The organism is Nocardioides humi (genome assembly GCF_006494775.1).
In the GTDB taxonomy this organism is placed as follows: domain Bacteria; phylum Actinomycetota; class Actinomycetes; order Propionibacteriales; family Nocardioidaceae; genus Nocardioides; species Nocardioides humi.
Window position 1 is genome coordinate 1,108,747 of sequence record NZ_CP041146.1, and the last position, 25,323, is coordinate 1,134,069.

Annotated in this window: 27 protein-coding genes and 3 tRNA genes; 14 read left to right on the forward strand and 16 right to left on the reverse strand. The window is 73.9% G+C overall.

Annotated elements, in window-relative coordinates:
• The first annotated feature begins 46 nt into the window (after positions 1-46).
• The 5 genes from orn (at position 47) to FIV44_RS05420 (ending at position 4,076) form a co-directional block, all read left to right on the forward strand.
• A complete protein-coding gene (gene orn, locus FIV44_RS05400; RefSeq protein ID WP_141003559.1) occupies positions 47-682 on the forward strand; it encodes an oligoribonuclease in 636 nt (211 codons plus the stop codon).
• A 48-nt stretch (positions 683-730) separates the two neighbouring features.
• Positions 731-803: transfer RNA gene (locus FIV44_RS05405), tRNA-His, on the forward strand.
• A 289-nt stretch (positions 804-1,092) separates the two neighbouring features.
• The gene (locus FIV44_RS05410) at positions 1,093-1,803 is read left to right on the forward strand and encodes an ABC transporter ATP-binding protein (RefSeq protein WP_141003560.1); all 711 of its coding nucleotides are present in this window, start codon (positions 1,093-1,095) and stop codon (positions 1,801-1,803) included.
• The gene (locus tag FIV44_RS05415; RefSeq protein ID WP_141003561.1) at positions 1,800-3,164 is read left to right on the forward strand and encodes an FtsX-like permease family protein; all 1,365 of its coding nucleotides are present in this window, start codon (positions 1,800-1,802) and stop codon (positions 3,162-3,164) included. Before FIV44_RS05410 ends, FIV44_RS05415 begins: the two co-directional genes overlap by 4 nt.
• Before the next feature lie 33 nt (positions 3,165-3,197).
• Positions 3,198-4,076 carry a bifunctional helix-turn-helix transcriptional regulator/GNAT family N-acetyltransferase gene (locus tag FIV44_RS05420; RefSeq protein WP_141003562.1) on the forward strand — a complete coding sequence of 293 codons (879 nt, stop codon included), beginning with the start codon at positions 3,198-3,200 and terminating at the stop codon, positions 4,074-4,076.
• A gap of 3 nt (positions 4,077-4,079) precedes the next feature.
• On the opposite strand, the gene FIV44_RS05425 is transcribed toward FIV44_RS05420, so the two are convergent.
• Positions 4,080-5,033, reverse strand: a complete 954-nt coding sequence (locus FIV44_RS05425; RefSeq protein WP_141003563.1) for a pirin family protein — start codon at positions 5,031-5,033, stop codon at positions 4,080-4,082.
• Between the two features lie 87 nt (positions 5,034-5,120).
• Between FIV44_RS05425 and FIV44_RS05430 the strand changes: the two genes are divergently transcribed.
• From FIV44_RS05430 to FIV44_RS05450, 5 genes are all read left to right on the forward strand, one after another.
• Positions 5,121-6,698: a phytoene desaturase family protein gene (locus tag FIV44_RS05430; RefSeq protein ID WP_141003564.1), complete on the forward strand. Its 1,578-nt coding sequence runs from the start codon at positions 5,121-5,123 to the stop codon at positions 6,696-6,698.
• 73 nt (positions 6,699-6,771) lie between these two features.
• Positions 6,772-6,844, forward strand: a tRNA-Lys gene (locus FIV44_RS05435).
• A gap of 74 nt (positions 6,845-6,918) precedes the next feature.
• Positions 6,919-7,761, forward strand: a complete 843-nt coding sequence (locus tag FIV44_RS05440; protein WP_181411009.1) for a glycerophosphodiester phosphodiesterase — start codon at positions 6,919-6,921, stop codon at positions 7,759-7,761.
• 43 nt (positions 7,762-7,804) lie between these two features.
• Positions 7,805-9,268: a serine/threonine-protein kinase gene (locus FIV44_RS05445; protein WP_181411010.1), complete on the forward strand. Its 1,464-nt coding sequence runs from the start codon at positions 7,805-7,807 to the stop codon at positions 9,266-9,268.
• Positions 9,269-9,332: 64 nt separating this feature from the next.
• Positions 9,333-10,043, forward strand: a complete 711-nt coding sequence (locus tag FIV44_RS05450) for a GAF and ANTAR domain-containing protein (protein ID WP_141003567.1) — start codon at positions 9,333-9,335, stop codon at positions 10,041-10,043.
• Between the two features lie 57 nt (positions 10,044-10,100).
• On the opposite strand, the gene FIV44_RS30275 is transcribed toward FIV44_RS05450, so the two are convergent.
• The 12 genes from FIV44_RS30275 to FIV44_RS05495 form a co-directional block, all read right to left on the reverse strand.
• Entirely contained in the window at positions 10,101-10,268 is a 168-nt protein-coding gene (locus tag FIV44_RS30275) for a hypothetical protein (protein ID WP_181411011.1), read from the reverse strand.
• Positions 10,269-10,369: 101 nt separating this feature from the next.
• Positions 10,370-11,386, reverse strand: a complete 1,017-nt coding sequence (locus tag FIV44_RS05455) for a helix-turn-helix transcriptional regulator (protein ID WP_141003568.1) — start codon at positions 11,384-11,386, stop codon at positions 10,370-10,372.
• Complete coding sequence (locus tag FIV44_RS05460) at positions 11,383-12,321, reverse strand: helix-turn-helix transcriptional regulator (RefSeq protein WP_141003569.1); 939 nt, start codon at positions 12,319-12,321, stop codon at positions 11,383-11,385. Before FIV44_RS05460 ends, FIV44_RS05455 begins: the two co-directional genes overlap by 4 nt.
• A 37-nt stretch (positions 12,322-12,358) precedes the next feature.
• Positions 12,359-13,138: a crotonase/enoyl-CoA hydratase family protein gene (locus FIV44_RS05465; RefSeq protein ID WP_141003570.1), complete on the reverse strand. Its 780-nt coding sequence runs from the start codon at positions 13,136-13,138 to the stop codon at positions 12,359-12,361.
• Between the two features lie 23 nt (positions 13,139-13,161).
• Positions 13,162-15,600 (reverse strand): penicillin acylase family protein, encoded by a 2,439-nt coding sequence (locus FIV44_RS05470; protein WP_246086824.1) that lies wholly within the window; start codon positions 15,598-15,600, stop codon positions 13,162-13,164.
• A 134-nt stretch (positions 15,601-15,734) separates the two neighbouring features.
• Entirely contained in the window at positions 15,735-16,058 is a 324-nt protein-coding gene (locus tag FIV44_RS05475) for a GroES family chaperonin (protein WP_246086825.1), read from the reverse strand.
• 25 nt (positions 16,059-16,083) lie between these two features.
• Positions 16,084-16,332, reverse strand: coding sequence for a DUF3618 domain-containing protein (locus FIV44_RS05480; protein ID WP_141003571.1), 249 nt, complete (start codon positions 16,330-16,332; stop codon positions 16,084-16,086).
• Positions 16,329-16,730: an energy-coupling factor ABC transporter ATP-binding protein gene (locus tag FIV44_RS31870; RefSeq protein WP_246086826.1), complete on the reverse strand. Its 402-nt coding sequence runs from the start codon at positions 16,728-16,730 to the stop codon at positions 16,329-16,331. Before FIV44_RS31870 ends, FIV44_RS05480 begins: the two co-directional genes overlap by 4 nt.
• On the reverse strand, positions 16,730-17,098 hold the full coding sequence (locus FIV44_RS31875) for an energy-coupling factor ABC transporter ATP-binding protein (protein WP_246086827.1): 369 nt from the start codon (positions 17,096-17,098) through the stop codon (positions 16,730-16,732). Before FIV44_RS31875 ends, FIV44_RS31870 begins: the two co-directional genes overlap by 1 nt.
• A complete protein-coding gene (gene cbiQ / locus FIV44_RS05490; protein WP_141003572.1) occupies positions 17,095-17,784 on the reverse strand; it encodes a cobalt ECF transporter T component CbiQ in 690 nt (229 codons plus the stop codon). The genes FIV44_RS31875 and cbiQ overlap by 4 nt, the downstream gene beginning before the upstream one ends.
• 6 nt (positions 17,785-17,790) lie before the next feature.
• Positions 17,791-18,135, reverse strand: coding sequence for a PDGLE domain-containing protein (locus FIV44_RS31130; RefSeq protein ID WP_219996305.1), 345 nt, complete (start codon positions 18,133-18,135; stop codon positions 17,791-17,793).
• Positions 18,132-18,818, reverse strand: coding sequence for an energy-coupling factor ABC transporter permease (locus FIV44_RS05495; protein ID WP_219996306.1), 687 nt, complete (start codon positions 18,816-18,818; stop codon positions 18,132-18,134). The genes FIV44_RS31130 and FIV44_RS05495 overlap by 4 nt, the downstream gene beginning before the upstream one ends.
• A gap of 127 nt (positions 18,819-18,945) precedes the next feature.
• On the opposite strand from FIV44_RS05495, the gene bcp reads away from it, so the two are divergent.
• The 3 genes from bcp to FIV44_RS05510 are packed head-to-tail and all read left to right on the forward strand — an operon-like array spanning position 18,946 to position 22,688.
• On the forward strand, positions 18,946-19,440 hold the full coding sequence (gene bcp / locus FIV44_RS05500; RefSeq protein ID WP_141003573.1) for a thioredoxin-dependent thiol peroxidase: 495 nt from the start codon (positions 18,946-18,948) through the stop codon (positions 19,438-19,440).
• Positions 19,441-19,467: 27 nt separating this feature from the next.
• Positions 19,468-20,733: a hypothetical protein gene (locus FIV44_RS05505; protein ID WP_141003574.1), complete on the forward strand. Its 1,266-nt coding sequence runs from the start codon at positions 19,468-19,470 to the stop codon at positions 20,731-20,733.
• Between the two features lie 5 nt (positions 20,734-20,738).
• Complete coding sequence (locus FIV44_RS05510; protein WP_141003575.1) at positions 20,739-22,688, forward strand: hypothetical protein; 1,950 nt, start codon at positions 20,739-20,741, stop codon at positions 22,686-22,688.
• Here the strand turns inward: FIV44_RS05510 and FIV44_RS05515 are convergent.
• Complete coding sequence (locus tag FIV44_RS05515; protein ID WP_141003576.1) at positions 22,586-23,836, reverse strand: amidohydrolase; 1,251 nt, start codon at positions 23,834-23,836, stop codon at positions 22,586-22,588. The two genes, FIV44_RS05510 and FIV44_RS05515, sit on opposite strands and share 103 nt — an antisense overlap.
• 71 nt (positions 23,837-23,907) lie before the next feature.
• On the opposite strand from FIV44_RS05515, the gene FIV44_RS05520 reads away from it, so the two are divergent.
• Positions 23,908-23,980 (forward strand) — tRNA-Leu (locus FIV44_RS05520).
• A 16-nt stretch (positions 23,981-23,996) separates the two neighbouring features.
• Here the strand turns inward: FIV44_RS05520 and rdgB are convergent.
• Positions 23,997-24,614 carry an RdgB/HAM1 family non-canonical purine NTP pyrophosphatase gene (gene rdgB, locus FIV44_RS05525; RefSeq protein ID WP_141003577.1) on the reverse strand — a complete coding sequence of 206 codons (618 nt, stop codon included), beginning with the start codon at positions 24,612-24,614 and terminating at the stop codon, positions 23,997-23,999.
• A complete protein-coding gene (gene rph / locus FIV44_RS05530) occupies positions 24,611-25,318 on the reverse strand; it encodes a ribonuclease PH (RefSeq protein WP_141003578.1) in 708 nt (235 codons plus the stop codon). Before rph ends, rdgB begins: the two co-directional genes overlap by 4 nt.
• Between the last annotated feature and the right edge of the window lie 5 nt (positions 25,319-25,323).

Below are 25,323 nucleotides of genomic sequence, written 5' to 3' on the forward strand. Positions count from 1 at the left end.
CTGAGAACCCCGCGCCGTGCCGCCGTACGGCGTAGGGTGCACCCTCGTGAACGAACGACTGGTCTGGATCGACTGCGAGATGACCGGGCTCGACCTCGGGGCCGACGCCCTCATCGAGGTCGCGGCGCTGGTGACGGACTTCGACCTCAACGTCCTCGGCGACGGCGTCGACGTCATCATCAAGCCGCCCGCCGAGGCGCTGGACCAGATGATCGAGTTCGTCCGCACCATGCACGAGTCGTCCGGCCTGCTCGCCGAGCTCGAGAACGGCGTGACGCTGCAGGAGGCCGAGGAGCAGGTGATGGCCTACCTGCGCGAGCACTGCCCCGCCGACAGCCGCCCGCCGCTCGCCGGCAACTCGGTCGCGACCGACCGCGGCTTCGTGGCGCGCGACATGCCCGTCCTCGACGCCTTCCTGCACTACCGGATCGTCGACGTCTCCTCGATCAAGGAGCTGTCGAAGCGCTGGTTCCCACGCGCCTACTTCAACGCCCCGACCAAGCGTGGCAACCACCGCGCGCTGGCCGACATCCAGGAGAGCATCGAGGAGCTGCGCTACTACCGCGACACCGTCTTCGTGCCCCTCCCCGGCCCGGACTCCGAGGTCGCCAAGGAGGCCGCGGCCCGGCACGGCGGCGCGCTCACCGGCCTCGGCGCACCGGAGACGGGTACCGATTCCTAGTTCCGGGCGGCTAGCCTCTACACTCGTCTCCGGCTCGTGAGAGCCATGGTGGGTATAGCTCAGCTGGTAGAGCGCCGCGTTGTGGTCGCGGATGTCGCGGGTTCAAGTCCCGTTACTCACCCCGACAGCCTCGGCCGGACTCCTCGGAGTCCGGCCGAGCTTGGATTCACCGATGGGCCGCGTCGCGAGCGTCACCAGGCGGGTGTGATGGCAAGGCAGCGGCGCGACGACGGTCTGGTTGCGCCATCGAGCGTCGCTAACGCCGCCAGCGCGCCCGGATGGTGGCGGACAGCAGCGGGAGATCGGTGAATCCAAGCTGAGGTCATTTCATCCCCCGGTATGACCCGGGCGCCGGAGGACCAGACCGCGGGCTGACGTGCGGAAGGCGCCGGCTTCGTAGCGTCGGCGGCATGCCGACCACCACGCACGCACCGTCCCCGCTCGTCGCGACCGACCTGGTCCAGACCTATGGCACGGGCCCGGGCGCGACCCACGCCCTCGCCGGGGTGAGCCTGACGATCGCACCCGGCGAGACGGTCGCGATCATGGGGCCGTCCGGGTCGGGGAAGACGACGCTGCTGCACTGCCTCGCCGGGGTGATCCGGCCGACCTCGGGGTCGGTGGTGTGGCGGGACGAGGACCTCGCCCGCGCGGGCGACCGGCGCCGGACGGCACTGCGCCGTACCGACTTCGGCTTCGTCTTCCAGTCCGGCCAGCTGCTGCCGGAGCTGCCGGCGGTCGAGAACGCCGCCCTCCCGCTGATGCTCGCCGGGACGCCGCGCGCCGAGGCGACGCGCGCGGCGGCGGCGTGGCTGGCCCACCTCGGGCTGGCGGGGATGGAGCGGCGCCGTCCCGGCGAGCTGTCCGGCGGCCAGGCGCAGCGGGTGGCGATCGCGCGGGCGCTGGTGGGCGCTCCGGGCGTGGTCTTCGCCGACGAGCCGACCGGCGCGCTCGACCAGGCGACCGGGGGCGACGTGCTCCGCGTGCTGACCTCGGCGACCCGGGCCACCGGCGCCGCGCTCGTCGTGGTGACGCACGACGAGGCCGTCGCCACCCACTGCTCGCGGGTGGTCACCATGCGCGACGGACGGATCACGGCGGCCCTGGGGGCGGCGCGATGAGCGGCACCGTGGCGCTGTGGACCCTGCTGCGGCGGCGTACGGCGAGCGCGGGCGAGCGCCGGCGCCTGACCGAGGTCCTCGCGGTCGTCGCGTTCGCCACCACGACCGCGGTCCTGCTGGTGGTCGTCGGCGGGTTCCGGGCGTTCTGGGCCCGCGCCGGCGGCGCCGACGGGATCGCCGACGGGATGGAGGCGGGCGGCGAGGTCTCGTTCGCCGCGCAGTACCCGATCCTCGCCGGCATCGCGGTGCTGCTCATCCTGGTGCCGCTCGGGACCCTCGGCGCGGCGGCGGCCCGCCTGGCCGCCGCGCGCCGCGACGCCCGGCTGGCCGCGCTCCGGCTGTGCGGCGCGACGCGCGCGCAGGTCGGCGGGATCACCCTCCTCGACGCCGCCGCCCAGGCCGTCGTCGGCGCGGCCGCGGGCGTCGTCGGGTACGCCGCGCTGGTGCCGCTGGTCGCCCTGACCCGGTTCCAGGGGCGGGCCTTCGACTGGTCGGAGCTGTGGGTCGGCGTACCCGCGCTGCTGGGTGCCGTGGCGGCGGTGGTCGTGGTCGCCGTGCTGTCGGCGGCGGTGAGCCTGCGCCGAGTGGCGATCACGCCACTCGGGGTCGCCAACCGGGTCACACCGCCCGGGATGCGCGCCGTGCGACTGCTGTCGACCGCGGCCGCCGTCGTCGGGCTGGTCGTCGTCTCGAAGGTCTCGTTCGGCTCGCTCGGCGTGACGATCGCGCTGGTGACCGGCTTCGTGCTCGCGGCCTTCGCGACGATGAACGTAGTGGGCCCGTTCACGATCTGGCTGGTCGGGCAGCTCACCGCGACGCTCGCCCGCTCGGTCCCGACGCTGCTGGCGGGCCGCCGGATCGCGGACGCGCCCAAGGCGGCGTGGCGCTCGGTCGGCGGGGTCGGGCTGGCGACCTTCATCGCCGGGCTCACCGCGACCTTCTCCCTCGTCGACGTCGCGGACGGCGCGCCCCGCGAGGAGGTGGCGTTCGTCGCCGACCTGAAGACCGGCGGGTTCCTGACCCTCGCGATCGTCGGCGTCCTCGCCGCGGTGTCGACCGGGGTGATGCAGGCCGGTCGGGTGATCGAGCAGCAGCGGGAGTACCGCGCCCTCGCCCTCGCCGGCACCGATCCCCGCACCCTCGATGCCGCCCGGCTGCGGGAGACCCTCGTCCCGCTGCTGGTCAGCGTCGGCGTCGCCAGCGGCACGGTGCTGATGGTGATGATCCCGCTGGTCGGCCTCGGCGCCGCCACCGACCCGGGGGTGATCGTGCAGTACCTGCTCTGCGTCGTGGTCGCCGCCGGACTGGTCCTCGCCGGCGCCGCCGCCTCGCGGGGCGTCGCCCGCGCCGTCGCCGGATGACCCCGGCGCCTATTATCTGACTATAGTCAGAGAATGCACCTGACCGAGACCCTGCGCCGCTTCAACCGCACCTACACCCAGCGCATCGGCGTGCTCGACGAGTCCTTCCTCGGCACCGGCCGGCCGCTGGCCGTCTCCCGGCTGCTGTTCGAGATCGGCACCGCCGACGCCGCCGGCGGGACGGGGGTGCGCGAGCTGCGCGACCGGCTCGACCTCGACTCCGGGCACGTCTCCCGGATGCTGCGCCGGCTCGAGGCCGACGGCCTGGTCGCCACCGTGCCCGACGAGACCGACCGCCGGCGGCGGCTGGTCCGCCTCACCCCCGCCGGCCGGACGGCGTACGACGACCTCGAGCGCCGCTCCGAGGAGCTCGCCGGACGCCTCGTCGAGCCGCTGACCGCGCGGCAGCAGGAACGGCTGGCCGAGGCGCTGCGGACCGCCGACCTGCTGGTGCGGGCGGCGACGGTCCGGCTGACGGAGGTGGCCGCGGACGCAGCCGTCGCGCGGGAGGCGACCCGGCGCTACGTGGCGGAGCTCGACGCGCGGTTCCCGGACGGCTTCGATCCCGGCGGGCCGGACGCGCCGGAGCCCGGGTCGACGTATGTCGTCGCGAGCTCGGACGGCGAGCCGGTGGCCTACGGCGGGATCCGGCCGGTCCCCGAGGCCGGGGCGGCGACCGCCGAGATCAAGCGGATGTGGGTGCACGGCGACTGGCGCGGCGCCGGGCTGGGCGCGCGGATGCTGCGCCACCTCGAGGCGCTCGCCGCCGCGCAGGGCCACCGCCGGGTCGTGCTCGACACGAACGGCACCCTGCGCGAGGCGATCGCGATGTACGAGCGCGCCGGCTACGAGCGGATCGAGCGCTACAACGACAACCCGTACGCCGAGGCGTTCTTCGAGAAGCGCCTCTGAGCCTCAGCCGCCGATCGGGAGCCCGAACCGCCCCTTCTGGAAGTCCTCGTAGGCCGCCAGCACCTCGGCCTTGGTGTTCATCACGAACGGCCCGGCCCAGGCGATGGGCTCGCGGATCGGCTGCCCGCCGACGACGATGACGTCGAGCCTCGGGGAGCGGCTCTCCTGCCGAGCATCGGCGGCGATCGTCAGGTAGTCGCCGGCGCCGAGGACGGCGGTCTGGCCGGTGCGTACGGGACTCGGCTCGGTGGCACCGACGCTCCCGGACCCGTTGAGGACGTAGACGAGCGCGTTGTGCTCGACCTGCCACGGCAGGTCGAGGCGGGCGCCGGGCTCGAGGGTGGCGTGCACCAGGGTCATCGGCGTGTACGTCGACCCGGGGCCGGCGTACCCGGCGACGCCGCCGGCGATCACCCGGACCAGCGTGCCGGCGTCCTCGCTCGCGAGCAGCGCGACCTCGCCGGAGCGGATGTCCTGGTAGCGCGGGTCGTTCAGCTTGTCGGTCCTCGGCAGGTTCACCCAGAGCTGGACGCCGTGGAAGAGCCCGCCGGCCTGGACCAGCCACTCGGGCGGGGCCTCGATGTGGAGCAGCCCGCTGCCGGCGGTCATCCACTGGGTGTCGCCGTTGGTGATGGTGCCGCCCCCGCCGTGGCTGTCCTGGTGGTCGAAGACGCCGTCGATGATGTACGTGACGGTCTCGAAGCCGCGGTGCGGGTGCCACGGCGTGCCCTTGGGCTCACCGGGCGCGTACTCCACCTCGCCCATCTGGTCCATCATGATGAACGGGTCGAGGTCCCGCAGGTCGATGCCGGCGAACGCCCGGCGGACCGGGAAGCCCTCCCCCTCGTAGCCCTGCGGGGCGGACGTCACCTGCCGCACGGGACGCGGCTGGTCGCCGAGCCCCGGCGCCTTCAGGCGCGGCAGAACGGTCAGGTCGTCGACGGTGATCGCGGGCATCGCAACTCCAGGTGACAGGGAAGGGGACTGGTTGCCGTGTCAACCATAGTGCGTGGCGGAGCATTCCCGGGCCCCTAGGCTCAGGCCATGACCAGGGGGACGTACGACGCCGTGGTCGTCGGCGCCGGCCACAACGGCCTGACCGCGGCGGCCTACCTGGCGCGCGCCGGGCTCTCGGTGCTCGTGCTCGAGCGGCTCGACCGGGTCGGCGGCGCTGCGGTGTCGGCCCAGGCGTTCCCCGGCTTCTCGACCCGGCTCTCGCGGTACTCCTACCTGGTCTCGCTCCTGCCCGACCAGGTCGTGGCCGACCTGGGGCTCGACCTGCGGCTGGTGAGCCGGCCGACGGCGTCGTACTCCCCCACGGTGCGCGGCGGCCGCCCGACCGGGCTGCTCGTCGAGCGCGAGGAAGGCGAGGCCACGCGGGCGTCGTTCCGGGAGCTGACCGGCGGCGACGAGGAGTACGACGCCTGGCGGGCGTTCTACGACGGCGTGGCCGGGCTGGCCCGGGCCGTGGCCCCGACCCTGACCCGGCCGCTGGTCACCGGCGCCGCGATCCGTGCGCAGGTCGACCCGCAGATCTGGCGCGACGTCGTCGAGCAGCCGATCGGCGTGGCGATCGGCCGGCGGTTCCGCGACGACCTGGTGCGCGGCGTGGTCGGCACCGACGCGCTGATCGGGACCTTCGCATCCCTCCACGACCGGTCCCTGGTCCAGAACCGCTGCTTCCTCTACCACCTGATCGGCAACGGGACCGGGGAGTGGCGGGTCCCCGTCGGCGGGATGGGCGCGGTCACCGACGCCCTCGCCCGGGCGGCGACCGAGGCCGGCGCCGAGATCGTCACCGGCGCCGGGGTGAGCGCGATCCGGCCGACCGGCGACGCGGCGGGCGACCCGGTGGAGGTGCACTGGCACGACGGCGGCCGGGAGCACACGGTCGAGGCGTCGTACGTGCTGGCGAACGTGGCGCCCTGGGTGCTGCGGATCCTGCTCGGCGAGGACGAGGACCCGGCCACGAAGCCGGAGGGCGCCCAGCTCAAGATCAACCTCCTGCTCTCCCGGCTGCCCCGGCTGCGGTCCGGCATCGACCCGGAGGTCGCCTTCGCCGGCACCCTCCACCTCGCCGAGACCGCCGCGGACCTCGAGGTCGCCTGGGCGGCCGCGCACCGCGGTGAGCTGCCGGACCCGCTGCCCGGCGAGGTCTACTGCCACTCGCTCACCGACCCCTCGATCCTCGGGGACGTGCCGGCCGGCACCCACACGCTGACGTACTTCGGCCTCCACACCCCGGCACGGCTCTTCGCGGCCGATCCCGACGGCGTGCGCGAGGAGGCGGTACGCCGCGCGATCGCCTCGCTCGACGCCGTCCTGGAGGACCCGATCGACTCGGTCGTGCTGCGCGCCCCCGACGGCACGCCGTGCATCGAGGCCCGGATCCCGCAGGACGTCGAGGCGGACCTGGCCATGCCCGGCGGGCACATCTTCCACGGCGACCTCGACTGGCCCTGGGCCCCCGCCCGGGCCCGGCTGGAGTCCCCCGCCGAGCGCTGGGGCGTCCAGACCGGCCACCCCGGGGTGCTCCTGTGCGGCTCGGGCGCCCGGCGCGGCGGCGCCGTCTCCGGCCTCGGCGGCCACAACGCCGCACAGGCGGTCCTGGAGGCCCGGTGACGGCCACCACGGCCCTCCCGATTTCGTCCGGATCGGCCTACGCTGGTAATGTTTCCTCTCGCGTTCACCGCATGCGCCATTAGCTCAATTGGCAGAGCAGCTGACTCTTAATCAGCGGGTTCGGGGTTCGAGTCCCTGATGGCGTACCGCACAGGAGGGGCCCGGTCGGATGACCGGGCCCCTCCTGCATGTCCGCTCCAGCCAACCGCCGAAGGAACCCGTGCGCGCCCCGTCCCTGCTCGTCGCCGCACTGCTGGCTCTCGGCGCGCTCGTGTCCGTCCCGACCGCGGCCCGGGCCGACGGGACGCGGAACCCAGCGGGTCATTCGCGGGGCGCTGTCCACACCTTCGAGGTGGTGGCCCACCGGGGTGCGACCGGACGCCACCGCACGGAGAACGGCCTGCGCGCGCTCCGCCACGCCGTCGCCGTCGGCGCGGACCGGGTGGAACTCGACGTACGGCCGACGGCGGACGGCCGCCTGGTCGTGATGCACGACCCCCGCCTCGACCGGACGACCAACTGCCGCGGTCGGGTGAACACCTGGACCCTGGCGCGGATCCAACGGTCCTGCCGACTCCGCGACGGCAGCGACGTCCCCTCGCTGGAGTCCTACGTCGCCGAAGCCCACCGGCTCGAGGTCGGCCTGCTCATCGAGCTCAAGCAGGCGCCCGGCTGGCGCCGCAAGACCTGGCGGCACCTGCGCGACTCCCTCGACGTGCTCGGCCGCTCCGACCGGGCCCGGCTGCTGTCGTTCAGCCCGGCGCTGCTGCACCGGGCCGCGAAGGCGCTCCCCGACGTACGCACGGTCTGGATCGCGCACCGCTTCCGGCCGAGCGCCCGGCAGGTCGCGAAGATCGCCGACGGCGTCTCGCTCGACGCGCGCTTCGTGACACCTCGCCTGGTCAAGCAGCTGCGGAGGCGCGGGCTCCTCGTCCTCGGCCAGGTGTCCAACCGGCGTGCCGCCTGGCAGCGCTACCTGCGCGCGGGCGTCGACGGCGGCAGCACCGACCGCACGGCCGACCTGGTCAGGTGGTGGCACAGGCGTCAGGCCGTCGCGGACTGACCTGACATCCATCCGGGCGTGAGGCTTCATTACGATGCCGGACGTGGACCCGACCCAGCGCGCCCTGCTGCTGCCCGGCGTGGAGCTGGTCGAGGAGATCGGGCGCGGCGGGTTCGCCCGGGTCTGGCGGGGCCGGCAGCTGGCGGTGGACCGCGACGTCGCGGTGAAGATCGACGACCGGGTGCTCGACGAGGACACCAACCGGCGCCGGTTCGTGCGGGAGGCGACGGCGGTGAGCCGGATCAGCGGCCACCCGCACGTGGTGTCGCTGATCGACGTGGGCGTGACGAGCGACAACCGGCCGTACCTGGTGATGGAGCTGTGCGCCAACGGCAGCCTGGCGTCGTACCTGACGCGCAACGGCCCGATGCGGGTCGAGGAGGCGGTCGAGGTCGGGCTGGCGGTGACCAGCGCGCTGGCCGCCGCGCACGAGGCGGGGATCCTGCACCGCGACATCAAGCCCGGCAACATCCTCATCGACGCGTGGGGCACGCCGCGGCTGTCCGACTTCGGCCTGGCCGCCCTCCCCCAGCCGGGCCGGGACCCGTCGGTGAGCCTGGAGGCCCTCACGCCGGCGTACGCGTCGCCGGAGGCGTTCTCCTTCTCGGCGCCCACGCCGCAGTCCGACGTGTTCTCGATGGGCGCGACCCTGCACGCGATGATCTCGGGCAGCTCGCCGCGCCGCACCGCGGACGGGAGCCCGGTCCCGATCGACCAGGTGCTGGCCAACCTGCGCGCGGAGTTCCCCGACCCGGGGGTGCCGGGCAGCGAGCAGCTGATGCGGGTGATCCGGACCGCCACGGCGTACGACGCCGCGCACCGCTACCCCACCGCGCGCGAGCTGCACGACGCCCTCCGCGCGATCCGCGCCACGACCGGCGGCGGCGTGGTCGTGGGCGGCCCCGAGGCCAGCTTCACCCAGCTCCGGCCACCCCCGCGGCCGGCCCTGCAACCGGCACCGACCGCCCGGCGGCGCTGGCCGCTGGCGGCCGCCGCAGCCGTCGTCGGGCTCGGCGTCGGCGGGCTGGGCGGGGCGCTGCTCACCTCGGGCGATCCCCAGCCCACCGCCCGGGTCGCGACGGGCGACACCACCACGCCCGTCGAGGTGACCGCGGAGACCGGCGACGACACCGGTGACGGCACCGGCGACGGCACCGGCGACGGCGACACCATGGCCGGCGCCCCGGAGCTCGGCGCGTGCTACGCCGGGGTCCAGAGCATCGGCCAGACCCTGAGCGCGACCAAGGGCACCTGTCCCGACGGCCCCTGGTTCGTCTTCGCCGTCGAGCAGCTCGCCGACACGACCACCGACGTCACCTCCGACGCGGTCGACGCCGACGACCGGGTCCGGGCCACCTGCACCTCCGACAGCCTGCGGGCCTACAACGCCGGCACCGGCGGGGAGCACCCGAAGGGCGAGTACGACGTGTTCGTGCTGCCCCCGAGCGGGACGGCCTTCGTGCAGGGACAGCGCTGGTTCGCCTGCCTGGCGCGGCCGGCCTCCTGAGCCCGGCGCGGGTGCGCCGCGCCGGTTCGGGTACTGCCGGGGCCGACCCCCAGGAGGTACCCCCTTGTCCCTGCACGACAGTGAGGTCGCTGCGGCGCTCGCCGAGGCGGCCCAGGCGATCAACAGCCACCGCTCGCTCGACGACACCCTCGACGCCATCGTCCGCGCGGCCCAGCAGACCGTGCCCGGCTTCGAGCACGTCGGGATCTCGATCACCCACGGCGACCGCCGGATCGAGACCCGGGCGGGGACCGGGCAGCTGGTGTGGGACATCGACGAGCTGCAGTACAAGCTGGGCGAGGGCCCGTGCTACGACGCGATCCGCACCGGCGGCGTGACCATCATGGAGGACATCGCGACCGAACAGCGCTGGCCGCAGTACGTCGAGGAAGCGGTCCAGCACGGCCTGCACGCCCAGATGGGGCTCCAGCTCTACGAGGAGGACAACACCCTCGGCGGGCTCAACTTCTACTCGTGGGAGCCGGGGATCGACCCGGACGCGATCCAGCTCGCCGAGCTGTTCGCCGCGCACGCCTCGATCGCCCTCGGGCGGGCCCGCCACGAGCACCAGCTCAACGAGTCGGTGACCACACGCCAGGCGATCGGCACGGCGGTCGGCCTCATCATGGAGCGCTACCGGATCCCCGAGGACCGGGCGTTCCAGTTCCTGGTCCGCGCCAGCAGCACGGGCAACGTCAAGCTCCGCGCCATCGCCCAGGAGGTCGTGGACACGGCCAACCGGGAGTTCTCCGCCGCGCCGGCCACGGACGGCTGAGCCCCGGGCTCGGCGCCCCGCTGCTCAGCCTCGAGGCTCAGGCGGTTCGGGCGGTGCTCAGCCCTCGGCCGGCCGCACCTGCTCGGCCGGGAACCACTGGGTGTGGACGTGGCCGTCGGCCTCGTAGGTGACCAACGCCTTGAGGCGGAGACGGTCCCACTTCAGGACCAGCCCCGGGACGGCCGGGTCGTCGGTGCTGACGTGGACATGGACCTGCTCGGACATGCGGGCTCCTGCTGCCGGCGGGGTCGGCAGACCCCGGTGGCAGCCCGCGTCCTGAGCTGCAGGGAAAATGTAGCGCCCGCCACCGACAGGACGACGCCGGGTCAGGACGTGTGGTGGAGGAGCAGCTCCTCGGCGAGCACCACGCCCGCGCTGTCGAGCGCCGGCGGGTCGAGCACGGTCGCGGTCGGGCCCGCTGTCACGAGCAGCCGCCCGACCCGCTCCTCGACCGGCGGGAGCAGCTCCAGGTCCACCACGACGTCCTGCTCGTCGTCCTCGACGAACCTGACCTGCTCGGCGTAGAAGTCCGCCACCCAGCGCGCCTCCTGGGGCAGCAGCACCCGGACCCGGGTCGTGGCACGCTGGCGGGCGAGCAGCCCGGCGAGGTCGTCGGGGACGGCGAACGTGCGGTCGAGCACCTCGACCGAGCGGATGTTGGAGAGCAGGTAGGTGCGGATCCGGCCCCGGTCGTCGACCGGGCCCGCGTCGACCTCCCAGCCGCGGCGGGTCTGCACCAGGCGGTAGGGCTCGATCTCGCGCTCGGTGACGCCCGGCTCCCAGGCCCGCGAGTAGACGATGCGGAGGCCGCGCCGCTCGCCCTGCGCCCGGCGCAGCTCGGGCAGCAGCCGGCTCCGGGCCGCGGCCCGCTCGTCGTCGCCGGCGTCGTCGCCGGCGTCGTCGCCGACCGCCCCGGCCGTCGCCGGGCCGAACATGGTCTCGGCGAGCACGTCGAGCGCCTCGGCGAGCTCGGCGTTGTCGGGCTCGATCTCGAGCAGCGCCCGGGCGGCGGCGTGGACGCGGCCGAGCTCGCCGGCGTCGACGTACTCCACGCCCAGGTCGATCGGGCTCTCCGAGACGAGCCGGACGACGTCGGCCGTGCCCGGGTCCTCGGTGTCGCCGTCGGGCCCGAGGAACTCCAGGACCTCCGGCCGGGAGAGCAGCCACTCGCCGCCGATGTCGGCGGTGTAGAAGGCCAGCAGGTCCTCGCGGAGCTCGGCCACGGTCGTCCCGAACTCCTCGGCCAGCGCCTGCAGCGCGAGCCCGTCGGGACTGGCGGCGAGGCGGGCGAACACCTCGGGCAGCCGGGCGATGCGGGAGACGTACCGGGGGACGGCGGTCATGCCGGCGCCTCCTCGCCTCGGGCGGCCGCCACGAAGGCGACCAGCTCCGCCTGCGCCTGCGGCGGGCCGACGATCCGGACCCGGTCGTCGAGCTCGACCAGCCGCGCATGGAGCGCGGCGCGATGGGTGACCCGGTAGCGCAGGAGCACGTCGTCGCCGTCGGGCTCGACGGCGACGGGCTCGCCGAGCCAGCGGCGTACGTCGGGGGCGAAGTCGGCCGGCGCCCGCAGGGTGACCTCGACCGGGGGGTCGATCTCCCAGGACATCGGGTGCAGCCCGGCGTGCCGCACCTGGGGCAGCCGCTGGGCGGTGCCCGGCTCGCCGGCCTCGACGTCGAGCATCCGGGAGACGACGAACGTCTTCACGACGGGCTCGGCGAGGTCGGCCTCCTCGACGCCGCGGAGGTACCAGACGCTGTTCTGGCTGCGGACCGACTCGGGATGCACCGTCCGCGGCGAGCCCTTGTAGCCGAACCGCAGGACCCGCTGCTCGCGCACGGCGTCGACCACCAGGCGCAGGGAGTCGGGCTCGGCGGCCGGCACCGCCGCCGGGACGATCGCGTCGGGCGTGGTGGCGGCGCCGTCGGTGAGGCCGAGCCGCTGGGCCAGGTCGCCGCGGTCGGCGAGCAGCACCGCTCGCCGCAGGGCGGCCTGCTGGTCGAGGGAGAGGCGGACCCGCAGCCGGTTGTCGACGGTCGTCATCCGGTAGACGGCGGGCGCGCCGGGATCGGCGATGTTCTCGATCCGCCAGCCCTGGCGCTCGAGGTGGCGGATCTCCCGCTTGAGCTGGTCGTGCCCCTGCGACTCCGGGAACCCGGCCACCCGGTCCAGCTTGGTGGCCGGCACGCCGCCCTCCGGATGGGCCTGGAGCATGGCGGCGATGCGCACCAGCCGCTCCATCGGTCCGCGCTGGTCCCGTCCCGGGCCGTTGGCCACCGTCGTCCTCCTGTCCCCTGCTGTCCGCTGCTGTCCGTCAGTCCTCGAAGCTGCCGTGCCGGCCGGCTCCGCCGGCGAAGCGCGTCGCTCCGGCGAGCGTATCCGCGTCGAGCGAGCGCAGGCCGTGTCCCCACTCCAGCGCCAGCGCGTCCTCGAGCCCGAGCCCGTGCTGCTCGTACGACGACAGGCGGTCCTCGCGCAGGCAGGTCTGCGGGAAGCCCGCGAGCTGCGCGGCGAGGGCGAGGGCCTCGTCGAGCGCCGCGCCCGGGGCGGAGACCCGGTTGGCCAGGCCCATCCGCAGCGCCTCGTCGGCGCCGACCTCGCGCCCGGTGAGGATCAGGTCGAGGGCATGGGAGTGGCCGATCAGCCGCGGCAGCCGGACGGTGCCGCCGTCGATCAGCGGGACGCCCCAGCGCCGGCAGAAGACCCCGAACGCGGCGGCGGGATCGGCGACCCGCAGGTCGCACCAGAGGGCGAGCTCGAGCCCGCCGGCGACGGCGTACCCCTCGACGGCGGCGATCACCGGCTTCGACAGCAGCATCCTCGTCGGTCCCATGCCGGCCGGGCCGGCGTCCGGGCCGGCGCCGGGCGCGCCCACGTCCACTCGGCCCTCGGCCACGGCCCTGAGGTCGGCGCCCGCGCAGAACACCCCGCCGGCGCCGTGCAGCACGGCGACGGAGGCGCTCTCGTCGGCGTCGAACGCCGTGAACGCCTCGGTCAGCAGCCGGGCGTGCTCGGCGTCGACCGCGTTGCGCACCTCCGGCCGGGACAACGTCACGACGGTGACCGGCCCGCGCCTCTCCACCTCGACGGACATGGCCCCGAGACTAGATGAGCACGTCAGGAGCCGGACAGGTCGATCTTCTCCACCAGGTCCTGCGCGATCTGGGCCGGCGTCCAGGCGAAGCGCACCCACCGCTCCTGCGAGAACAGCCTCGTCTGGTCCGACGACCACGGCGAGGCGGGGTCCTCGTCCTGGCCGTAGGTCAGGATCGTCCGGGCGTCCACGCTGCCGTCGGCGAGGTAGGAGGTCGCCTGGATGTGCGAGGAGCCGTAGCTGATCGCCTTGTAGGCGCCGGTGTTGGCCGCCGGGTTCCGCGAGGCCAGGGCGTTGGCGTTGCCGGCGAGGTCGCCGTCGCCGCCGCCGAGCGGGTACGCCGGCGCCCCGCGGTCGCCCGCGACCTGCAGCGAGCCCCACGGCGCGTCGAACGGGACGCCCGCTGCGCGCACGGACTCGATCGCCGCCTTCATCGCCTTGACCACCGCCGGCCCGGTCCGCAGGCCCCGGGGGGTGTTGAGCGGGTCGGCCGCGTTGAACGGCACCGTCCACAGGTTGGCGCCGGTCGGAGCGCGCTCGACGAACGCCTCGAAGAGGTGGGTGCCGACCGAGTCGACGTCGGAGTGACCGTCCCAGGCCGCCAGCACCGCGCACGCCTCGGTCTCCCCCGTCTGGGCGCAGACCTGGTCCAGCCTGCCGTCCTCGCGCATCACCTCGGCCGCGCGGACCCGGTTCTCGTGCTCGTGCCCGCGCAGGGACTCCGGGGTCTCCCTGCCGCCGCCCGCGAGCTGGTCGACGACGTACTGCTGCACCATCCGGGTCCGCATCGTCCGCGGGCACTTCTCGCAGCCGATGATCGACGCGTAGCCCTCGAGCCGGACCCTGTCGTTGGGCGTCCAGTAGGAGTCGTTGGCGTTCATCACCCAGTCCCGGCGTACGACGGCGGGCAGCTTCGCCGGCCCCAGGATCCCCGGCCGCTGCGCGTCGGCGTCCGAGCCCCACGCGCAGGCGCCGTCGGCGAGCAGGCCGTTGAGGCCGGGCAGGCCGGCGACCGTCTCGAGCAGCAGGCCGACCGGCGTCAGGCACCGGGTCGCCATCGCGTCGGTGACGTGCGGGACCACGCTGTGGTCGGCGTACAGGACCTCGCCGTCGCGGTCGGCGGCGGTGGTGTTGACCCACGGCATCCCGCCGCCGGCGTCCTGGCGGCGCAGCAGGTCGCGGCTGCTGGTGGCCTCGCCCATGCCGAGGAAGGTGTCGATGGTGCGCAGGTGCTCGGCGTTGGCGTCGCGGATCGCCCAGAAGCTGATCGGCGACCAGCCCATGAACTGCGACGGGCTGTCGATGACGTAGCCCTGCGGCGTGCGCCAGAGGTCCTCGCGGACGGTCTTGACGGACCCGTCGGCCTGCTTGACGGCCACGTCGACCCAGCGCCGCTCGGCCTTGCGGAGCACGCCGTTGGCGCTGAGGTAGAGCGGGCCGGGGCCGAGGGTGAGGTACTCGTAGGGCGTGAACCGGTAGGCGGTGGAGACGGTGTGGCTCCACGCGACGTCCTTGTTCCAGCCGATGTTGACGACCGGCGACCCGATCAGCGAGGCGCCGGCGACGTCGTACCGGCCGGGGATGGTGAGGTGCTGCTGGGTGAACTTGTAGCGCCCCACCCACGGGAAGTGGGGGTTGCCGAGCAGCAGGCCGCGGCCGGTCGAGCTGGCGTCGCCGCCGATCGCGGTGGCGTTGGACCCGAACTCGCTCTCCTGGCCGAGGGAGCGCCGCAGCGCCTCCCGCCGGTCGTCGTCGAGCTGGGCGGCGTACGCCGGCACCTCGGCCTCGGTGGTCGGCAGCGGCAGCTTCAGGCCGAGGTCCGGCAGGCCGGGGTCCTGCAGGGTGGGCGGGTCCGCCTCGACGATCTCCTCGACGAAGTTGCCCGAGGAGGCGATCAGGTTCGCCAGGTAGACGCCGTACCAGAGGTCGAGCTCGGTGGCGTCGGGCTTCAGCCAGGTCGCGTCCTTGCATGCCGGGTCGGTGATCGTGTTGTCGCGCAGCCACCGGTTGATGCCGGCGGTGTAGCCCTCGACCATCGCCCGCGCCCGGGCGCTGGGGCCGGCCGGCGAGGCCAGCAGGCCCTCGACGACCTTGCGGTTGCGCAGGTCCGTGACGAAGGCGTCGACCTGCAGGTTGGACGCGTCCAGGGAGACGCCGTCGAGGTAGCGCCCGTCGCCGCCGAGGTAGCGGGAGCGCTGGCCGCGGGCGGTGAGCACGGTGTCGGCGAGATTGCAGATCGACGAGCGGGCCGTGGCGTACCCGCTGCCGTAGCCGAGCGAGCCCCAGTCGTCGGCGGTGATGTGCGGGATGCCGTGCTCGGTGATCGCGATCGTGGCGTGGTACGCCGGGTGGGCCGCGGCCCGGACCTCAGGCGCCCGGCGGGCGTCCGCAGGTCCCGCGGCGGCGAGGGCGGGGACGACCAGGGCGGCGGCGAGCAGGCTCAGGACACGTGGGGAGCGCACACGTGTCCAACGCCGTGGGTGTGAGCTGTGTTACGCCACGCTCGCCCCTGCCGCGGCTGGCCGCCGGACGGCCGCGACCATCGACCAGCGACGACCGTGCGGCGAGCTCGGTATCCGACACGCTCGGCGAAATGTCAGAGGTAGAGGCCGGCTGCCTCGTCGCCGAGCCGGTCGGCCGCGACCGCGTGGATGTCGCGCTCGCGCATGACGACGTAGACCTCGCCGGAGACCTCGACCTCGGCCTTGTCCTCGGGGTCGTAGAGCACCTTGTCGCCGGTCACCACGGTGCGGCAGTGCGGGCCGACGGCGACCACGCGCGACCAGGCCAGCCGGCGGGCGCCCATGGCGGCGGTGGCGGGGATGACGATGCCGCCGGAGGACCGGCGCTCGCCGGCGTCGGTGTCGGCCTCGCAGAGGATGCGGTCGTGCAGCATCTTGATGGGGGTCTTGTCGGACACGGGCGGGCTCAACCTCGACGCAGGCTCAGTGGGTGATCTTGCGCAGGACGACGAACAGGGCGATCACGCCGACGACGCCACCGACCGTCTTGAGGATGTTGTCGGTGCGCGGCTCGCCGGTGGCGGGGTCGACGTAGTACGCCTTCACCTGGGCGACCTCGCGGCTGACGATGGTCTTGGGGTGCGAGCGGTACAGCAACTGGTCGATCGTGCCCGCGAGGCGCTCACGGGCCTCCTCGATCTCGCGCTCGATGTCAGAGGGAGTCTCACTCACCCGGGCAGGCTATCAATGCTGATCGTGCGGGGATCGAATCCCCACGGGAGTTCCAGCCGGTGGGCATGCATCAGGGCGTCGTCGGTCAGGATCTCGTACGTCGACCCGTCGGCGACGACGCGCCCGGCACTGAGCACCACCGACCGGGGGCACAGCTCGAGCGCGTAGGGCAGGTCGTGGGTGACCATCAGCAGGGTCACGTCGAGGCTGCGCAGGATGTCGGCGAGCTCGCGGCGCGAGGCGGGGTCGAGGTTCGAGCTGGGCTCGTCGAGCACGAGGATCTCCGGCTCCATGGCGAGCACGGTGGCGACCGCGACCCGGCGCCGCTGGCCGAAGGAGAGGTGGTGGGGCGGCCGGTCGGCGAAGGCGGCCATGCCGACCTGCTCCAGCGCGTCCATCACCCGCCTCTCGAGCGCGGCCCCTTGAGGCCGAGGTTGGCGGGGCCGAAGCCGACGTCGGCGCGCACCGAGCCCATGAACAGCTGGTCGTCGGGGTCCTGGAAGACGACCCCGACCCGGCGCCGGATCTCCAGCAGGTTCCTCTTGGTGACCGGCAGCCCGCTGACCGCGACGCTCCCCTCGCCGTGGCCGGTCTCGCCGGACAGGATCCCGTTGAGGTGCAGCACCAGGGTGGTCTTGCCGGCGCCGTTGGGGCCGAGCAGCGCGACCCGCTCGCCCTGGTGGACGTGGAGGTCGACGCCGAACAGGGCCTGGTGGCCGTCGGGATAGGCGAAGGCGAGGTCGCGGACCTCGAGGACCGGGGTCACTGCACGGCCTCCGGGAGCTTTCCGTCGTACCCCCGGGACAGCATGGCCAGATGCACCCGCTCCCCCCTCTCGTAGGACCGCACGAACAGCGCTCCGAGCGTACGCGCCAGCGCCGGCCAGTGCCGCGGCGACCGGGGGTCGACCCCGCGCGAGCGCATGGCCGTGACCATCCGCCCGAGGTCGCCGGTGACGACGTCGAGGTAGCGGATCATGAAGCCCATGATCTGCACGAGCAGGTCGGGCATCCGCAGCCGCTGCAGGCCGCGGAGCACGTCGGCCGGCTCCGTCGTCGCGGCGAGGGTGAGCGAGGCCAGCACGCCGAGGGTGCCCTTGACGGCCAGGCCCCAGGCGGCCGTCAGCCCGGACTCCGACAGGCTGAGCTCCCACCCGCCGATCGGCACGGCCACCCGCGGCCCCTCGGCGACGAACGGCATCAGCGCCGCGAAGACCAGGAAGGGGACCTCGACGACCATCCGCGGCAGCAGGTAGGTCAGCGGCACCCGGGACAGCAGGACGACCCCGAGCAGCAGGGCGAGGTAGCCGCCGAAGACGGGATACCACTCGCGCGGCGTCGCGACGACGGTCAGGACGAAGCCGAGCAGGAGCAGGATCTTCAGGTGCGCCGGCGCGCGGTGCACCACGGAGTGACCGTGGTAGTGCAGTCGGTGCCCGTGCCCGGCTCCCATGTCTCCTCAGCCCAGGTCGGCGGTCACCGGTGGCTCCGTGGACGCGACATCGCCCACGGAGCCACCGCGACGCCGGAGGACCCAGAAGAGCCCTCCACCGATCAGCAGGGTCAGCGCCACGCCCGCCACGCCCGCGATCCCCCCGCTGAGTCGCTCGTTGTCGACACCTTTGGTGCCGTAGTCGGCGAACGGGCTGCCGGTGTCGACCGGGTCCTCCGCCGAGTCCATGAAGCCGGTCTTGCCGGCGACGTACTCCAGGCCGTCGGGGTGGCTGCTGGCGTAGTAGCTGCCGACGCCGGCCACGAGCAGCGCGACCAGGAGCCCGGCGAGGAGGAGGCGACGGGTGCTCATGCTGCGACCTCCTCGGTGCGCAGGGAGGTACGACGCGCGAGCCCGCGGGCGCCGTAGACGAGGTCGGGCCGCGAGGCGACGACCGCGCTGACCACCAGGCCGGTGACGATCGCCTCGCCGACGCCGATGACGAGGTGCCAGCCGACCATCGCGGTGAGCACCTTGCCGACGGCGACGTCGGCGGTGCCGCCGATCGCGAACAGGAGGGTGAACGCCGTGGCGGCGACCGGCACCGAGACGAGGGCGCCGACCGCCGCGGCGACCGGCACCGAGCCGAGCCGGCGGGGCAGCACGGCGAGCACGAGCCGGAAGACGCCGTACCCGACGAAGGCGCCGACCAGCGCCATCAGCGTGATGTTGGTGCCGAGCGCGGTCAGCCCGCCGTCGGCCATGAAGAGGCCCTGCACCAGGAGCACGACGCTGATGCACAGCGCTCCCGTCCACGGGCCGACGAGCACGGCGGCGAGCGCGCCGCCGAGCAGGTGGCCGCTGGTGCCGGCGCCGACCGGGAAGTTGATCATCTGGCCCGCGAAGACGAAGGCGGCCACCAGGCCGGCCATCGGGGCGGTCCGGTCGTCGAGCTCGGCCCGCGCCTTCCGCAGCGCGACGCCGACGCCCACCGCGGCGACGACGCCGGTCGCCACGGACGTCGGAGCGTCGAGGAAGCCGTCAGGAACGTGCATGGTTGCTCCTGTACTCGGTCCAGTGTTCGGTCGCCCGGCACCGGGGTAGTTAGATGGTCACGAGCAACCATCACCTTATTGCATTGCCGTTGCAACAACACCATGTGACCAGGAGAGAACTCTTTTCATGAGCGACCAGGCCAGGCTGTCCCCCGGCGACCGCGCGCCGGACTTCTCCCTCGCCTCCGACCAGGGCGGCGAGGTCGACCTCTACGACCTCCTGGAGCAGGGCCGGAAGGTGATCGTCTACTTCTACCCGGCGGCGATGACACCGGGGTGCACGAAGCAGGCATGCGACTTCACCGACTCCCTCGACTCGCTCCAGGCGGCGGGCTACACCGTCGTCGGCATCTCCAAGGACATCACGACGAAGCTCGCGAAGTTCCGCGAGCGCGACGGTCTCACCATCACGCTGCTCTCCGACCCCGAGCTGGCGGTGCACCGGGCCTACGGCGCCTACGGCGAGAAGAAGCTCTACGGCAAGGTCGTCGAGGGCGTCATCCGCTCCACCTTCGTCGTCGGCACCGACGGAGGGATCGAGCTGGCGCAGTACAACGTCAAAGCGACCGGGCACGTGGCGAAGCTCCGCAAGGACCTGGGCCTCGCCGCTCCGTCCGCCTGACCCTCCTCCGGACCCGAAGGACACCCGATGAAGCTGCACCAGTCGCTCGCCGAGCTCGCCCGCGACCACGGCCATGAGCTGTTCCGCGACGCGGCGGCGTTCCGCGGCTCCCTCGACGACTACCTCGACGAGGGCCAGGCCTCCAGCGGCACGATCAATCTGCTGACCGACGCGGTGCGGCTGGGTGCGCTCGACGGGCTCGTCACGATGCTCGACAGCGGCGCCAACCCGGCCGACGCCGTCGAGTCGGCGGGACAGCGGCTGGCGCGCGACCGGGGCAGCGCCGACGTCCGCGGCTGCCAGTGGGCGGTCGCCGTGCTCGGGTTCGCCCTCGGCAAGGTGCCCGACTCCCTCGTCGCCGGGCTCGACCCCGACGCGGGTACGGCGGCCCCGCCGGCGTACGGTCCCGGCGGCACCGCCCCCACCCAGCCGCCGCTGCAGTCGCCGATCCAGTCGCCGATCCAGTCGCCGATCCAGTCGCCGATCCAGCCGCCCCTGCAGTCCCCCGTCCCGTCGGCCGCCGTCTCGCCGCAGCAGCCGATCATGTCGCCGCCGCACCAGCCGGGACCGCCGTCGTACTCCGCTCCGGGACCGGGGTGGACCCAGCCGACCCCGCCGCGCAAGGGCAACACCGGCTTCATCGTCGGCGCGATCGCCGTCGCGCTGGTCGTGGTCGTGGCGGGCATCATCGGCATCATCGCCGTGGCCAACAGCGGCAAGGACAAGAAGGCGGACGACCCGTCGTCGGAGACCACGACCGGCGATACCGGCGGCACCGACAGCACCGACGGCCCGACCGACGACGGCAGCAAGGTCCCCGACCTCGGCGGCCCGGACGTCGAGGGCAACGGCTACACCGCCCAGCTGCCGAAGGGCTGGACCGACGGCACCGACGAGTTCACCGAGCAGAACCCCGGCCTGTCCACCCTCGACCGGGTCTTCATCTGGGGCACGACCTTCAACACCGCGCGCGGCAACGTGATCGTGGAGACCCAGTCGTCGTACGGCAGCGAGGACCCGAACGACCTGAAGGACGACTGGAAGACGGCGCTCACCTCGGGCGACACGTCCGCCTCCACCGTCGACATCGCCGACACCCGGATCGGCGGCCAGACCGCGCTCGGCGTCGACATCAGCCGCACCAACGACAACGGCATCGACGTCGCGCAGCGCTCGTACCTCGTGATCAGCGGCGACAAGGGCTACTCGATCACCGTGTCGCTCAAGGACGGCGACGACGACGTGCTCGACAAGTTCAAGGACATCCTCAGCACCTGGCAGTGGACGGAGTGAGCTGAGTGGGCGGGCGGGCCCTCGGGCTGCTGCTCGCCGCGCTCGTGCTCTGCCTGCTCGGCGGCGCGCCGGCGCGCGCCGACGAGCCAGGGGACGACCCCGGCGACGACCCGGCTGCCGCCGCGGCGGCGGAGGCGACGCTCGCCGAGCGGTTCGCGCCGGTCCTCATGCTGGTGCACCAGGAGGAGGCCTGCGGCCCCGGCGAGCCGTACCCGCCCAGCGACGTCGAGGTGCTCTTCGACAACCCCACGGTCGCGCTGCGCGGGCCGTGGACCCCGCGGGACCTGGTGCGGGTCGCGCCGTCCGCCGACGACATCGCCGCCGGCCTGCCGGGCTACCAGCTCGACCTGCCCGGCAACCCGCTCGCGCCCGGGTGCGACTACGAGCGCTGGGCCAAGCGCCAGTGGCGGGGCAGCGAGCCGGTGATCTACGCGCACGTCGCCACCGAGCGGGGCGTGGGCGACCGGATCGCCCTCATGTACTTCTTCTTCTACGCGTTCAACGACTACAACAACAAGCACGAGGGCGACTGGGAGCGGATCCAGCTCGAGTTCGAGGCGCCCGACGCGGCGACCGCGCTGGCCGAGGGGATGGAACCGGACCTCGCCGTCTACTCCCAGCACTACGGCGCCGAGAAGGCGGCCTGGGGCAGCGCCAAGCTGGAGCTCGAGGACGAGACGCACCCGCGCGTGTACGTGTCCGCGGGCTCGCACGCCAGCCAGTTCTCGGCCGGCGTCTTCATGGGCAACAGCGCCGCCACCGGCTTCGGCTGCGACACGACCGTCGGCCCGCACGACGTCGTACGGCCGCAGGTCCGGTCGATCCCCTCCGACCCGGCGCTGGCGCGCGAGGCCTACCCCTGGATCGCCTACGAGGGCCACTACGGCGAGCTCGGCGCGAAGCGGTTCTACGACGGCCCCACGGGGCCCAACCGCAAGCAGGCGTGGACCAAGCCGTTCACCTGGTCGGCGACGGCCCGCGCGTCCTCGATCACCGTGCCCGGTGCCGCGGTCAGCGGCAGTGCGGTCGCCGAGACCTACTGCGGCCTGGTCGGCGACGGCAGCGACCTGTTCCGCCGCTACGTCGACAACCCGTGGCGCGGCATCGCCGTCCTGGTCGCGGCGCTGCTGGTGGTGGGCTGGCTGGTCCGGCGCACGTCCTGGGCGACGACCAGCCTTCCCCTGCGGAGGCAGCGGTCCAGCGGCCAGGTCGTGGCCGCGTCGCTGGCGCTGCTGCGGGAGCGGCCCGCCCTCCTCGCGCGGGCGATCGCGCCACCCGCCGTGCTGAACGTCCTGGCCGCGGTGCTGCAGGGCGTCACCGTCGCCACGGCCGTGCCGGGCTGGGTCGGGGGCATCGCGCTGCTGCTCGGCGTGCTGTCCCTGCCGGTCTCGGCGGGCGCGCTGGCGGTGCTGCTGCGGACCCTCGACGCCGAGGGGCTCGAGGCGCGCGTCGACCTCCGGTCGGCGTACGCCGAGAGCGTGCGGCGGCTCGCGGCCGGCGCGCCCGCGGTGGTGGTGGCCGCCGTGCTGATCGTCCTGCTCAGCGGCTCGATCGTGCTGGCCCCGCTCGCGCTGGTCGTGCTGGCCGCCGCGGTGCTGCTGGTGCCGGTGGTGGTGCTCGAGCAGCGGGCCGGCCTCGCCGGCCTCCCCCGCAGCATCCGGCTGGTCCGGCACTCCCTCGGCACGCTGGTCCCGGTCCTGGCGCTCGGACTGCTCCTGCTGACCACGATCGGCGCCGTGGTCGCGGCGCTGCTGTTCGTCGTCGTGCCGCTGCCGTTCGTGGTGCTGAACGTGGTGCCCTCGGTCGTGCTCGGCTTCGTGTGGCCGCTCGTGGCGCTGCTGTGCGTCTACGCCTACGCCGGGGCGGTCGAGCGGTCGGCGGCGAGGAACGAGCGCGCGGCCGCGACCAGCGCCGCCACCCCCGACTCCAGCGTGGGGCCGGCGAGCGGCGCGTAGCGGGGCGAGTGGTTCGACGGCAGGTCGTCGACCACGCGGCGGATCTCCTCGACCGAGGTGGCGCTCGCGAACAGCGCCGGGTCGGCGCCGCCGAGCAGCCAGTAGGCGCACGGCGCGCCGGCCGCCTCGGCCAGGATGCCGACGTCCTCGCTGCCGGTGACCGGTCCCGGGTCGACCACGACCCAGCGGCCCTCCTCCGCGAACGCCTCGCGGATCCGCTCGCACGCGGCGGCGTCGTTGACGACGGCCGGGAAGGTGTTGACGACCTCGATCTCCGGCTCCCTCGGCGCCCCGGCGGCCGCGGCCTCCCCGCGGACGATCCGCTCGACGGCGGCCAGCACCTTCGCCCGCACGTCCGGGTCGGCCGTGCGGATGCTCAGGCCGAGGACCGCGCGGTCCGGGATGACGTTGGCGGCCGTGCCGGCGTGGAAGGAGCCGACGGTGACGACCACGGTCTCGGCGGCGGCCACCTCGCGGGACACCACGGTCTGCAGGCGCTGGACCACCGCGGCGCCCAGCACCACCGGGTCGACCGTGGCCTCCGGCCGCGACCCGTGGCCGCCCGCGCCGTGGAGCGTGACCCGCAGCGTGTCCGACGCCGCGAACGCGGCCCCCGGGCGGACGCCGAGGACCCCGACCGGCACCGGCGCGACATGCTGGCCGAGCACGACGTCCGGCGTCCCGAACCGCTCGAACAGCCCGTCCGCGACCATCTCGCGAGCACCGCCCCCGCCCTCCTCGTCGGGCTGGAACACCAGCAGCAGCCGGCCCTCCCAACGGCCGTCCCCGGCGAGCGCGGCCGCCGCGCCGAGCAGGCAGGTCGTGTGCATGTCGTGGCCGCACGCGTGCATCACCGGCGTCTCGGTCCCGTCGGCGCCGGTCGCCGTGGCGGTGCTGGCGTACGGCAGCCCGGTCGCCTCCTCCACGGGCAGTGCGTCCATGTCGGCCCGCAGCAGCACCGTCGGCCCCGCGCCCCGCTCGAGCGTGGCCACGACACCCGTCCCGCCCACGCCGGTCGTGACGTCGTACCCGAGGGCGCGGAGGTGGTCGGCGACGATGCCGGCCGTGCGGTGCTCCTGGCGGCCGAGCTCGGGGTGGCGGTGGAGGTCCTCGTAGATCGGGACCAGCTCGTCGAGGGTCAGGGACATGAGCGCATCCTCGCGCTGCCGGCGGTCTTGGGCAACGGCCCGGGGAGCGCGGTCACTAGACTCACGGCCGAGCGCCCGTAGCCCAACGGTAGAGGCGGCAGGTTTAGGTCCTGTTCAGTGCGAGTTCGAATCCCGCCGGGCGCACCGATGTCTGCTGCACTCAGCCCAGCAGCTGCGCGACCAGCGGCGCCACCTCGCGCAGCGCCCGGCCGCGGTGGGAGATCGCGTCCTTGTCCTCGCGGGTCAGCTCGGCGGTCGTGAGCCCGGGGCGCTCGTCGGCGACGAAGAGGACGTCGTACCCGAAGCCGCCGGTGCCCCGCACCTCGCGGATGACGCGGCCGTCCATCCGGCCCTCGACGACGAGCTCACGGCCGTCGGGGTGGACGACGGCGACGGCGCAGGCGAAGTGGGCGGTACGGCGCTCGTCGGGGACGTCGTGCAGCTGGGCGAGCAGCAGCTCGTTGTTGCGCTCGTCCTGCCCCTCTTTCGAGCCCAGTGGTGGGCCGGACCAGCGGGCGGAGAGCACGCCGGGCATGCCGTTGAGGGCGTCGACGCACAGGCCGGAGTCGTCGGCGAGGGTGGGCAGGCCGGTGGCGGCGACGCCGGCCCGGGCCTTGAGCAGGGCGTTGCCCTCGAAGGTCGGCTGGTCCTCGACCGGCTCGTCGAAGGGCGTGACGTCGTCGAGGCCGACCACCTCGACCGAGGACAGGTGCTCGGCGAGGATCCGGCGCATCTCCTCCAGCTTCTTGGCGTTGCGGGACGCGACGAGCACCCTCACGAGGACAGGGCCTCCCGCTGCAGGCGGGTGAGGTCGGCGCAGCCCTTCTCGGCGAGCGCGAGCAGCGCGTCGAGCTCGGCCCGGTCGAAGGCGGCGCCCTCGGCGGTGCCCTGGACCTCGACGAACGTGCCCTCGCCGGTCATCACGACGTTCATGTCGGTCTCGGCGCGCACGTCCTCGACGTAGGGCAGGTCGAGGCGGGGTACGCCGTCGATGATGCCGACGCTGACGGCGGCCACCGAGCCGGTGAGCGCGCGGGGGACGCCGAGCTTGGCGCACGCGTCGGCGAGGGCGACGTAGGCGCCGGTGATGGCGGCGGTGCGGGTGCCGCCGTCGGCCTGGAGGACGTCGCAGTCGATCTGGATGGTGTTCTCGCCGAGCGCCTTGTCGTCGATGATCGCGCGCAGCGAGCGGCCGATCAGGCGGCTGATCTCGTGGGTGCGGCCGCCGATCCGGCCCTTGACCGACTCGCGGTCGGAGCGGGTGTTGGTGGAGGCGGGGAGCATGGCGTACTCGGCGGTGACCCAGCCGAGCCCGGAGCCCTTGCGCCACCGCGGCACCCCCTCGGAGGCCGACGCCGCGCACAGCACGCGGGTCCGGCCGAACTCCACCAGCACCGAGCCGGCGGGGTGGTCGAGCCAGTGGCGGGTGATCTTGATCGGGCGCAGGTCGTCGTCGGCGCGGCCGTCCTCACGGGTGTTCATGGGGA